At 67.2% G+C, this 10,791-nt stretch carries 11 protein-coding genes and 1 pseudogene; 10 read left to right on the forward strand and 2 right to left on the reverse strand.

From position 1 onward, the window contains the following. Positions 1-400: 400 nt before the first annotated feature. Positions 401-1,033: a tyrosine-type recombinase/integrase gene (locus MKK52_RS17405; RefSeq protein WP_243955922.1), complete on the reverse strand. Its 633-nt coding sequence runs from the start codon at positions 1,031-1,033 to the stop codon at positions 401-403. 25 nt (positions 1,034-1,058) lie between these two features. Between MKK52_RS17405 and MKK52_RS17410 the strand changes: the two are divergent. Both MKK52_RS17410 and MKK52_RS17415 read left to right on the forward strand, forming a co-directional pair. After that, a pseudogene (locus tag MKK52_RS17410) lies at positions 1,059-1,337 on the forward strand (ATP-binding protein); the annotation flags it as partial. A 165-nt stretch (positions 1,338-1,502) separates the two neighbouring features. Next, positions 1,503-1,931, forward strand: coding sequence for a M48 family metalloprotease (locus MKK52_RS17415; RefSeq protein WP_243955924.1), 429 nt, complete (start codon positions 1,503-1,505; stop codon positions 1,929-1,931). Between the two features lie 158 nt (positions 1,932-2,089). On the opposite strand, the gene MKK52_RS17420 is transcribed toward MKK52_RS17415, so the two are convergent. Beyond that, the gene (locus tag MKK52_RS17420) at positions 2,090-2,911 is read right to left on the reverse strand and encodes an AraC family transcriptional regulator (RefSeq protein WP_243955926.1); all 822 of its coding nucleotides are present in this window, start codon (positions 2,909-2,911) and stop codon (positions 2,090-2,092) included. A 110-nt stretch (positions 2,912-3,021) separates the two neighbouring features. Between MKK52_RS17420 and MKK52_RS17425 the strand changes: the two genes are divergently transcribed. From MKK52_RS17425 to MKK52_RS17460, 8 genes are all read left to right on the forward strand, one after another. Further along, positions 3,022-4,233 (forward strand): MFS transporter, encoded by a 1,212-nt coding sequence (locus MKK52_RS17425; RefSeq protein ID WP_243955928.1) that lies wholly within the window; start codon positions 3,022-3,024, stop codon positions 4,231-4,233. Between the two features lie 293 nt (positions 4,234-4,526). Continuing rightward, positions 4,527-5,420 carry a LysR substrate-binding domain-containing protein gene (locus tag MKK52_RS17430; protein ID WP_243955930.1) on the forward strand — a complete coding sequence of 298 codons (894 nt, stop codon included), beginning with the start codon at positions 4,527-4,529 and terminating at the stop codon, positions 5,418-5,420. 126 nt (positions 5,421-5,546) lie between these two features. Next, positions 5,547-6,299 (forward strand): SDR family NAD(P)-dependent oxidoreductase, encoded by a 753-nt coding sequence (locus MKK52_RS17435; RefSeq protein WP_243955932.1) that lies wholly within the window; start codon positions 5,547-5,549, stop codon positions 6,297-6,299. A gap of 13 nt (positions 6,300-6,312) precedes the next feature. Then, on the forward strand, positions 6,313-7,164 hold the full coding sequence (locus tag MKK52_RS17440) for a transketolase (protein WP_243955934.1): 852 nt from the start codon (positions 6,313-6,315) through the stop codon (positions 7,162-7,164). Next, on the forward strand, positions 7,161-8,183 hold the full coding sequence (locus tag MKK52_RS17445) for a transketolase family protein (RefSeq protein WP_243955936.1): 1,023 nt from the start codon (positions 7,161-7,163) through the stop codon (positions 8,181-8,183). The genes MKK52_RS17440 and MKK52_RS17445 overlap by 4 nt, the downstream gene beginning before the upstream one ends. Then, positions 8,174-9,058, forward strand: coding sequence for an NAD(P)-dependent oxidoreductase (locus MKK52_RS17450; RefSeq protein ID WP_243955938.1), 885 nt, complete (start codon positions 8,174-8,176; stop codon positions 9,056-9,058). Before MKK52_RS17445 ends, MKK52_RS17450 begins: the two co-directional genes overlap by 10 nt. 54 nt (positions 9,059-9,112) lie before the next feature. Beyond that, positions 9,113-10,129, forward strand: coding sequence for a TRAP transporter substrate-binding protein (locus tag MKK52_RS17455; RefSeq protein ID WP_243955940.1), 1,017 nt, complete (start codon positions 9,113-9,115; stop codon positions 10,127-10,129). A gap of 11 nt (positions 10,130-10,140) precedes the next feature. Next, positions 10,141-10,791: TRAP transporter small permease (locus tag MKK52_RS17460; protein ID WP_243955942.1), on the forward strand; the 651-nt coding region annotated here is incomplete at its 3' end.

Below are 10,791 nucleotides of genomic sequence, written 5' to 3' on the forward strand. Positions count from 1 at the left end.
AGCCCGTCGTCCAATATCTCGTGAACGGCAACTCCTACTTCAATCCCTTCACCGCCCGGCGGCCGAAGGACGGCTTCTACGGCGGCTTCACCCTCTCCGTGCCCCTCGGCACCCTCCTCGGCCTCGCGCCAGGCTGAGGCCAGACCGATCCGGCGACTCTCCCGATGGATGCCGCCGGATCGTTTTATTCTGGATGAGCGGGGTTTCAGTTAGTGCCCTAGCTAGTCGTAGATGGTTCGACCCATGGGCATGGGGAAGGACGATATCTCCGGGAAGATCAATTCCTTCAATGACGTCTGCTTTGGAGCTCTGGCCATCTGAGGTCGAACGGCTCATATGGGCGCTTTGCTGCCGAACCGGTTCCGAAGCCCCTCGACACGAAAGCCGAGGGGCCGAACGCTCAAATCTCAGTTCCCTCTGCCAAGGTCAGAGCATCCTCGATGTCGACGCCGAGGTATCTGACCGTGCTCTCGATCTTGGTATGGCCGAGTAGGATCTGGACGGCACGCAGGCTGCCGGTTCGCTTGTAGATTAACGATGCCTTCGTGCGGCGAAGGGAATGGGTGCCATAGTCCTCGCTGCGCAGCCCGACGCCCGTGACCCACTCATCGACCAGGCGCGCATACTGCCGCGTGCTGATGTGCGTGACGCCGTCGAGCCGGCTGGGGAACGCATAGTCGTCGAGCGTACCACTCCTGGCCTCCAGCCATGCGAGGATGCTGGTTCGTGCGGTTTCGAGCAATTCGAACTGAACCGGTCGGCCGGTCTTGCGCTGGATGACGATAGCCCGGCTACGAACGCGACCGCCACTTACGAGATCGCCAATCTTAAGTTTGACGATGTCGCAGCCGCGCAGCTTGCTGTCGATGGCAAGGTCGAACATTGCCCGGTCGCGTGTGCGCCGTTCGCGGTCGAGCCAGAACCGGACGGCCCAGACCTGCTGAGGTTTGAGGGCCCGTTTGGCGCCAAGTTTGCGGCCAGCATTCCAGGCCGGCCGTCCTTTGACGGCCGGATCGTGTGCAGAATGTCCCATCGTCTGTCTCCTCGCCGGCCTATGCCGCATCGCGGACCATCTCGCCCGGCTCGACCTCGTGGTGCTGGACGAACTCGGATACCTGCCGTTCGCACAGTCAGGTGGGCAGTTGCTGTTCCACCTGATCAGCCGTCTCTACGAAACCACCTCGATCGTGGTCACCACGAACCTCGCCTTCGGGGAATGGCCAAGCGTGTTCGCCGGCGACGCCAAGATGACCACGGCGCTGCTCGACCGCCTCACCCACCATTGCGAGATCGTCGAGACCGGCAACGAGAGCTGGCGCTTCAAGATCCGCGCCTGAGGCCCGCACACTCGGCACGCCTGCTGGACCCCTGATCAGCCCGGCTGCGCTTCCCGGACCCGCTACGCCGGTCTGATCAGGGGCGTCGAGGCACACACGCCAGAGAGGTCAAAGTTCGACGCCGATCCAGGGTCAAAGTTCAACGCTGTTTGACAGCTAGGCCACGTGCATGGGCGCGACCCGACCCGCTCGCTGATCCAGGCGTCGGGCACGTCATTCCTCCTCAGCCTCGTCCTGGGTGATCTGACGGGTTCGACGATCATCATCGGGCTCGGCAACGCTTTGCTCTCAGCTGGCTATAGCCGCGAGGCGGAACGGGCCGCAGACACCTTCGCGGTCAATTTGATGACGAGAGCAGGTGGCAATGCCGCTGCCCTCGCCGAAATCCTCGAACGCATCGCCGAGGACGAGAAGGGGGGCTTGAGTGAAGCACTCGCCATTCTTCGCAGCCACCCGCTCACACGCGAGCGGGCCGCAGCAATCCGTGCGCAGGCTAGTCCGGGCGCACTGGGACGAGCGATCCTCTCAGGCGACGAGTGGACCGCCCTTCAAGGAATTTGTGCGTCAGAGATGCCCGCGCGCCACCCAAGGTAAGCACCTGCGCCCGCCGAAGGGCGCAAACCATCGGCCTTTCTGATTGCTCAACAAAAATCCGTTCGAAGGCATCGAATAGTCCAGTCATCTAGCCGCTTTCCACCCACAGCGGCTCTCCCGCTTCCGACCCAAGCCAGCCAATCGGGAGGTAGCTTGGGCTATTCGAAAGCGGACCCTGGCTTAGCCTCCGCTTCACTGCCGCGTTCGCTTCGCAGACCAAGGTAGGCGAGAGGTGGGCGACCGAAGACCCGCTTGAACATCGTCGTGAATGCGGCCGGGTTTTCGTATCCCAGGTCGATGGCGACCGTCGTCACCGGTTCGCCCGCCGCCAGCCGCGGCATCGCGCCAAGGAGACAGGCCTGCTGGCGCCACTCCACGAAACTCATCCCGGTCTCGCGGCGGAACAGGCGCGTAAATGTGCGCCGGCTCAGTCCAAGGTTCCCGGCCCAGTCGTCGATGGTCTCGTGGACGCTCGGTCGATCGATGAACCGCATGCACCGCGCCGCCAGGGGGCCCTGTGCCGGGTAGTGCAGCGAGAGCGGCAGGACCGGCAAGCACCGCATCTCGTGCTGGATCAGGTCCATCAGCACCCCGGCACGCCCCGTGAGATCATACGCGAGCGGAGCCTTCATGGCCTCGGTCATCAGGCTGCGCATGAAGGGGGAGATCTCGACCACATGGCAGCGGGTCGGCATGCCGTCCGTCGCGTCGGGTTCGAGATAGAGGCTCTGTAGGCTCACCGGGCCGACCATGCGGACGTGATGCGTGGTGGCTGGCGGGATCCACATGCCCCGCTGCGGGGGCATCACCCAAGTGCCCGACGCCGTCGAGAGAACGACGACCCCCGACGCGCCCGAGATGAGCTGACCGCGTCGATGGTGGTGGGGCGCGATGAGATGGCCGTCCGGAAAGTCGTTGCCGATGGCGACGATGGCGCGCGGCACATGGTCGACGCTGTCGATATGAAGCCGGCGTGGCATTGGCCCACTCACGGAGGTGCTCGGCCCGGCATTGGTGGCAGGCCCTACGCGCGGCGCTGTATGCAGCAACTCGACCGAATACAAGGCTTCCATCAGGGGCGGAGCGGACCGTGCAGACTTCCCCAGTCATCCCGATAAGCCCGACCAAGCCAAGGACCGTGTTTCCGGTTCTATTGGCGGCGAGCTTCTGCCATCTGCTGAACGATATGATGCAGGCCTTGCTGCCGGCCGTGTATCCAATCCTGCGAGGCGAGTTGGCCCTCAGCTTCGTGCAAGTCGGCCTAATGACCTTCGTCTATCAGATCACCGCATCGCTGTTTCAGCCCTTCATCGGCCATTACACCGACCGTCATCCCCTGCCGTATTCCTTGCCGGTCGGCATGGCGTCATCGATGGCCGGACTCCTGACGCTCGCCGTCGCGCCGAGCTACGGTGTGCTGCTCGTCGGCGCGATGCTGTTGGGTCTCGGCTCCTCCATCTTCCACCCGGAATCCTCGCGCATCGCGCGGCTCGCGTCGGGAGGGTCACACGGCTTGGCGCAGTCGCTCTTCCAAGTCGGGGGCAACTTCGGCTCCGCGCTCGGGCCCCTGATGGCCGCGTTCGTCGTGCTGCCCCGCGGCCAAGTCGGGCTCGCCTGGTTCGCCCTCGCCGCCCTCGGCGGGATCGTCATCCTGTCCGGGCTCGGCCACTGGTACAAGCGGAACGGACACGCCAAGCGTCCATCGGGCGCAGCACCGGCCCGGCATCCGACCTTATCGCGCAAGCAGGTGTCGACTGCCATGGCGATCCTGATCGCACTGCTCTTCTCGAAGTACATCTATCTGGCGAGCTTCACGAGCTACTACACGTTCTACATGATAGACCGTTTCGGCCTCTCCACCCGCGACGCGCAGATCTATCAGTTCGTCTTCTTTGCCGCCGTCGCAGCGGGAACCGTCGCGGGAGGCCCGATCGGTGATCGGCTCGGGCGCAAGCTGGTCATCTGGGTCTCGATCTTGGGCGTCCTGCCGTTCACGCTTCTCCTGCCCCATGTTGGGCTGACGGCCACGGGGCTGCTCAGCATCGTGATCGGGTTCGTGATCGCCTCGGCCTTCCCCGCCATCGTGGTCTACGGGCAGGAGCTGATGCCGGGCCGGGTGGGAATGGTTTCGGGACTGTTCTTCGGCTTCATCTTCGGCATCGGTGGGATTGGCGCGGCCATGCTTGGCGCACTCGCGGATTGGGAGGGCATCCGCTTCGTATTTCTGGTTTGCTCGCTCCTGCCAGCTCTTGGCATCCTGACAATGTTCCTGCCGAGCCAGCATGAATTGAAAGAGAGCTGATCTTGCGTCCGCGTCAGCCTCTTCGCGCGCGAAAGCGGACAGGCTGAAACCCACCCGACCTGGCCATTTCGTGACGACCGCCGACGTAAGAGGAACTGGCCGAAAGCGGAACGACTGCTTTGACCCGCTCCCCCGAAAAGGCGGACAAGCCTTGACGGATAGGCCTGGGGTCCCCCGGCTGGCCCATCGCTCGGGAGTAACCGGCGAGGCAGGGACGGCGTACGGTCTGTGGCAGCGGTCGGGACCGCTCTCGTGACCTTGCTGCGGACCGGCTTGGCGAGGAAAGTGGCGTGATGCGCCCGGTCATTCCCCTGTCCGCCATCCGGATCTTCGAAGCCGCCGCCCGCCGTCGTTCGTTCAAGGCGGCAGCCGAAGACCTTGGTCTCTCGACCAGCGCCATCAGCCATGCCATCCGCAAGATCGAGGAGGGACTGGGCGTCGCCCTCTTCGAGCGCACCGGCCAGGGCGTCGCACTCACCTCTGCGGGCGAGACCCTGTTCGACCACGTGGGGCGCGCCTTCGAGGTGCTGGACCGGGGGCTCGATCTCGTGACGAGCCGGGGCTCGCAACTGCTGCGGTTGCATTGTGCCCCGAGTTTTGCCGCTCAATGGCTGACGCCGCGTCTCGCTCGCTTCCTGCGTGAGCATCCCGGCATCGAGGTGCGGTTGGCGGCCGGGATGGACTATGCCCGCTTCACCAACGACGATTTCGATGCCGACATCGTCTACGGGCCACCCCGTGGCGACGGGGTCGTACGCATGCCGCTGGGCGAAGAGATCCTCACACCCCTCTGCGATCCGGTCCGCGCCGCCATCGCCAGCGCCGCCGACCTCATCGGCCAGACGCTAATCCAGAGCGACAACAAGCAATTGCGGTGGCCACACTGGTTCGAGGCGAACGGCCTCGCCGTCCCCGCGACGGCGGGCCTCCGCTTCGACCGGAGCTTTCTGACCCTGGTCGCCGCCGCGGATGGGCTTGGCATCGCTCTCGAATCGACCCGCCTCGCGGAACGGGAGCTCGCCTCCGGCCGCCTCGTGGCCCCCCTCGCGGGCCGGGCCGTAGACCTGCGCTATGTCGCCCATCACTTCGTCTTCCCGGCCGCCTCCCGACGCCGGGCGCCACTTCGCGTCTTCGCGCGCTGGCTCGCAGAGGAATTGTCGATCCCGCTCGATCCGAGCCTGACCTGACGCGAATTCATCGGTTTGGGTTGAGCCAGATTCATCTGCAGTTGCAGATTTCGCGTTTGCCATAGCCCGGCGGGCGGACGCAGTATTCGTTCAACAAAAGCGCCACAAAACAGCCGGGAGGACAGTATGAAACTGCTCGAGGACAAGGTGTGCCTGATCACCGGGGCGGCCTCCGCCCGGGGCATCGGCAAGGCCACCGCCAAGCTCTTTGCGGCCCATGGCGCGCGGATCGTGATCCTCGACCTCGATGCCGGCCAAGCGGAGGAAGCCGCCCGCGACATCGGCGCCGGCCATCTCGGCCTCGCCTGCAACGTCACCGACAAGGCCGCCTGCCAGGCGGCGGCCGAGGAGGCGACGGCCCGGTTCGGCCGGATCGACGTGCTCGTCAACAACGCCGGCATCACCCAACCGCTCAAGATCATGGAGATCGGGCCGGAGAACTACGACGCGGTCACCGACGTGAACCTGCGTGGCACCCTCTACATGAGCCAGGCGGTGATCCCCGGGATGCGGGCGCAGCAATCCGGGTCGATCGTGTGCATGTCCTCGGTCTCGGCGCAGCGCGGCGGCGGCATCTTCGGCGGCCCGCATTACTCGGCAGCCAAGGGCGGCGTGCTCGGCCTGCAGAAGGCGATGGCCCGGGAACTCGGCCCGGACGGCGTGCGGGTGAACTCCGTCACCCCCGGCCTGATCCAAACGGACATCACCGGCGGCAAGCTCACCCCCGAGCTGAAGGTCGAGATCGCCAAGGGCATCCCGCTCGCCCGCCTCGGCGTCGCCGACGACGTCGCCAACGCCTGCTTGTTCCTCGCCTCCGACCTGTCCTCGTACATCACCGGCGCGGTGATCGACGTGAACGGCGGGATGCTGATCCACTGACCGGGAGGCGCCGATGTCCACCGAACCCACCCGCGCCGGCTCGAACGTCTCCCTGAGAGAGCGGGCCTACCGCATCCGCCGCAACGCCCTGCTGATGGGCGAGGTCCAGGGCCAGGGCTACATCGCCCAGGCGCTCGGCATCTCCGACGTGCTGGCGGTAAGCTACTTCCACGCCCTCCGGTACAAGCCGGAGGACCCGGAATGGGAGGGCCGCGACCGGTTCTGCCTGTCCATCGGCCACTACGCCATCGCCCTCTACGCGGCGCTGATCGAGGCCGGCATCCTCCCCGAGGACGAGCTGACGAGCTATGGCGGCGACGACAGCCGCCTGCCGATGTCGGGCATGGCCGCCTACACGCCGGGCATGGAGATCACCGGCGGCTCGCTCGGCCACGGGCTCGGCATCGCGGTGGGCATGGCGCTGGGGCTGAAGCGGAAGCAATCCGACAGCTTCGTCTACAACCTGTTCTCCGATGGCGAGCTCGACGAGGGCTCGACCTGGGAAGCCGCGATGTCGGCGGGCTCGCACAAGCTCGACAACCTGATCGGCATCGTCGATGTCAACGGGATGCAGGCGGACGGCGCCTCGCGCGGCGTCCTCGATTTCGAGCCGCTCGCCCCGAAGTTCGAGGCCTTCAACTGGTTCGTGTGTCGGGTCGACGGCAACGACATCGACGCCGTGGTCGCGGCGTTCGACGCGGCCCGCAACCACACCGGGCCGCAGCCCCGGATCGTCATCTGCGACACCCGGATGGGCAAGGGCGTGCCGTTCCTGGAGCAGCGCGAGCGCAACCACTTCCTGCGCGTCGAGCCGGACGAGTGGCAGCAGGCGCTCAAGATCCTGGACGAGGGGAGGGGCCAATGAGGCGCTCGAAATACGAAAAGCCCGCGCCGCGCCAGGGCGGCGGCCTGAAGACCTCGGCGATGATCGCCTCGCTGGCCGGTCCCGATCAGCGCACCAGGGCGGCCCCGTTCGGCCACGCCCTGGTGGAACTCGCCAAGTCCCGGCCCGACCTCGTCGGCCTTTCGGCGGACCTCGCCAAGTACACCGACCTGCACATCTTCGCGCAGGCCCATCCCGACCGGTTCTACCAGATGGGCATGGCCGAGCAGCTGTTGATGAGCGCGGCGGCGGGGCTGGCACGGGAGGGCTTCACGCCCATCGCCACCACCTACGCGGTGTTCGCGGCGCGGCGGGCCTACGACTTCATCTGCCTCGCGATCGCGGAGGAGAGCCTCAACGTCAAGATCGCCTGCGCCCTGCCGGGCCTCACCACCGGCTACGGCCCGAGCCATCAGGCGACGGAGGATGTCGCGATCTTCCGCGGCATGCCGAACATGACGATCATCGATCCGTGCGACGCGCACGAGATCGAGCAGGTCGTGCCGGCGATGGTGGCCTACCAGGGTCCCGTCTACTTGCGGCTGCTGCGCGGCAACGTCCCGCTGGTGCTCGACGAGTACGGCTACACCTTCGAGTGGGGCAAGGCGAAGACGATCCGCGACGGGCGCGACGTGCTCATCATCTCGTCGGGCCTGATGACCATGCGGGCGCTGGAGGTGGCGCAGGCGCTGGGCGACGACCGGATCGATGTCGCGGTGCTCCACGTGCCGACGATCAAGCCGCTGGACGAGGCGACGATCCTGGCCGAAGCCCGCAAGGACGGGCGCCTCGTGGTGGTGGCCGAGAACCACACGGTGATCGGCGGCCTCGGCGAGGCGGTGGCCGGTCTCTTGATGCGCAACGGCGTGATGCCGGATCGCGGCTTCCGGCAGGTCGGCCTGCCCGATGAATTCCTGGATGCCGGCGCCCTGCCGACGCTCCACGACCGCTACGGCATCTCCACCGAGGCCATGGCCCGGAGCATCCGGGAATGGCTGTGAGCCGCATCGCCTTCGTCGGGCTCGGCGCCATGGGCATGCCCATGGCCCGCCACCTCGTCGCCGCCGGCTTCCCGGTGCGGGGCTACGATATCCGGCCGGAGAGCCGGGCGGCCCTGGTGGCCGCCGGGGCTGAGGAAGCGGAGACCGTCCCCGCCGCCGCCGCCGGGGCCGACGCCCTGCTGCTGATGGTCGTGAACGCGGCCCAGGCCGAGGAGGTGCTGTTCGCGCAAGGGGGCCTCGATGCCCTCGCGCCGGACGCGACGGTGGTGCTGATGGCGACCTGCCCGCCGCAGGCCGTCGTGGCCATCGCGGCGCGGGTCGCGCAGACCGGCCGGGCCTTCATCGACGCGCCGGTCTCCGGCGGGGTCGTGGGGGCGGAGGCCGCCACGCTGAGCATCATGGCGGCACCGGCCGAGGTTCTCGCGACCCTGCGCCCCGTCCTCGACCGCCTTGGCGACAAGGTCTTCCACGTCGGCACGGAGCCGGGGCAGGGGGCCACCGTCAAGGCGGTGAACCAACTGCTCTGCGGCGTCCACATCGCCGCCGCCGCCGAGGCGCTGTCGCTCGCCGAACAGGTCGGCGTCGACTTGTCCGTGGTGCTGGAGATCCTGTCCGGCTCCTCCGCGTCGAGCTGGATGCTGCGCGACCGGGGACCCCGGATGCTGGAGGACGAGCCCCGCGTCACCAGCGCCGTCGACATCTTCGTGAAGGACCTCGGCATCGTGCTCGAGGCGGGGCGCGGGGCGAAGGCGGCCCTGCCGCTCGCGAGCCTCGCCCATCAGCTCTTCCTCTCGACCTCCGGCCGGGGGGAGGGCGCCCGCGACGACAGCCAGGTGATCGGCGCCTACCGCGCCCTCAACGGCCCGACACGCTGACCCACGCGGGAGACCGGAAAACCGGCCCCGTTCCAACCACCAGGGAGTGAAACCATGCGGGACCTTCGCCTCAGCCGCCGTGCGCTCCTCGTGGGCGCGGCCACCGTTCCGGCCTTCGGCATCCTGACCCGGCCGGGTCAGGCGGCCGAGTTCACCTACAAGCTCGCCACCGGCCAGGATCCGACCCATCCGGTCAACATCCGCGCCCAGGAGGCCATCGACCGCATCCGCGAGGCGACGGGTGGCCGGCTCGAGATCAAGCTCTTCCCGGCGAACCAGCTCGGCTCGGACACCGACTTGCTGGCGCAGGTGCGCAACGGCTCGGTCGAGTTCTTCAACCTCGCCACCTCGATCCTCTCGACCTTCGTGCCGGCGGCGAGCCTGCCCAACACCGGCTTCGCCTTCAAGGATTACGACGCGGTCTGGCAGGCGATGGATGGTGGCCTCGGCGAGTATGTCCGCGCCGAGATCGGCAAGACGCCGATCACCACCATCTCCAAGGTCTGGGACAACGGCTTCCGGCAGATCACCTCGTCCACCCGCGAGATCAGGAAGCCGGAGGACCTGAAGGGCTTCAAGATCCGCGTCCCCCCGGCGCCGATGCTGACCTCCCTGTTCAAGGCGCTCGACGCGGGCGCCGCGCCGATCAACTTCAACGAACTCTATTCCTCGCTCCAGACCAAGGTGGTCGAGGGCGAGGAGAATCCGCTGCCGATCATCGCGACGACGCGCCTCTACGAGGTGCAGAAGACCTGCAGCATGACCGGCCACGTCTGGGACGGGTACTGGATCCTCGGCAACAAGCGCGCGTGGCAGCGCTTGCCGGAAGACCTGCGCGGTATCGTCTCGCGGGAGTTCGACCGCTCGGCCACCGACCAGCGCGCCGACGTCGCCAAGCTCAGCGTATCCCTGCGCCAGACGCTCACCGAGAAGGGCATCGGCTTCATCGACGTGGACCGCACCCTGTTCCGCGACGCCCTGTCCAAGACGAGCTACTACAAGGACTGGAAGGCGAAGTTCGGCGAAGCCGGCTGGAGCCACCTCGAATCCGTCTCCGGCAAGTTGGTCTGAGGGGGATGGCCATGGCGATCGACATCGCGGCGGTCGAGGCCTCCCCCGGCCTCGGCCTGGATGGCCCGCCCCTGCGGGCCCGGGGCTGGCTGATGCGCCTCGACACCGCCATCGGCTGGCTCGTCGAGATCCCCGCCGCCCTCCTCGTGCTCGCCGAGATCGGCGTGCTGCTTTCGGGCGTCGTCAGCCGCTACGTCTTCCACGAGCCGCTGATCTGGTCGGACGAACTCGCCGGCATCCTGTTCCTCTGGCTCGCCATGCTCGGCGCCGTCGTCGCCTTCCGCCGGGCCGAGCACATGCGCATGACCGCGCTCGTCGCCATGGCCGGGCCCCGCACCCGCGCCTTCCTCGAGACGCTGGCCCTCGTCGCGGGCCTCGTCTTCGTCAGCCTCGTCCTCCACCCGGCCTACGAGTTCGCCGGGGAGGAGGCCTTCGTCCAGACGCCTGCCCTCGAACTCAACAACGCGTGGCGCGCCGCCGCCCTGCCGGTCGGCTTCGGGCTGATGCTCCTCATCGCCCTCATCCGATTGCTGGAAACTGCCGACTGGAAGGTGACGCTCGCCGCGCTGGCCACCGGCCTCGGACTCGCCGGGGCGCTGGTGGCGGTGCAGCCCTTCCTGATGGACCTCGGCAACCTCAACCTGCTGCTGTTCTTCGTCCTT

It is taken from the genome of Methylobacterium sp. J-067 (assembly GCF_022829465.1).
GTDB classification, from domain to species: Bacteria; Pseudomonadota; Alphaproteobacteria; order Rhizobiales; family Beijerinckiaceae; genus Methylobacterium; species Methylobacterium litchii.

What these genes read in the sequence shown, in the direction of transcription:
- MKK52_RS17405 (WP_243955922.1), bottom strand. Translation starts at nt 1,033, where the DNA reads ATGGGACATTCTGCACACGATCCGGCCGTCAAAGGACGGCCGGCCTGG.
- MKK52_RS17420 (WP_243955926.1), bottom strand. Translation starts at nt 2,911, where the DNA reads ATGCCACGCCGGCTTCATATCGACAGCGTCGACCATGTGCCGCGCGCC.
- MKK52_RS17430 (WP_243955930.1), top strand. Translation starts at nt 4,527, where the DNA reads ATGCGCCCGGTCATTCCCCTGTCCGCCATCCGGATCTTCGAAGCCGCC.
- MKK52_RS17435 (WP_243955932.1), top strand. Translation starts at nt 5,547, where the DNA reads ATGAAACTGCTCGAGGACAAGGTGTGCCTGATCACCGGGGCGGCCTCC.
- MKK52_RS17440 (WP_243955934.1), top strand. Translation starts at nt 6,313, where the DNA reads ATGTCCACCGAACCCACCCGCGCCGGCTCGAACGTCTCCCTGAGAGAG.
- MKK52_RS17445 (WP_243955936.1), top strand. Translation starts at nt 7,161, where the DNA reads ATGAGGCGCTCGAAATACGAAAAGCCCGCGCCGCGCCAGGGCGGCGGC.
- MKK52_RS17450 (WP_243955938.1), top strand. Translation starts at nt 8,174, where the DNA reads ATGGCTGTGAGCCGCATCGCCTTCGTCGGGCTCGGCGCCATGGGCATG.
- MKK52_RS17455 (WP_243955940.1), top strand. Translation starts at nt 9,113, where the DNA reads ATGCGGGACCTTCGCCTCAGCCGCCGTGCGCTCCTCGTGGGCGCGGCC.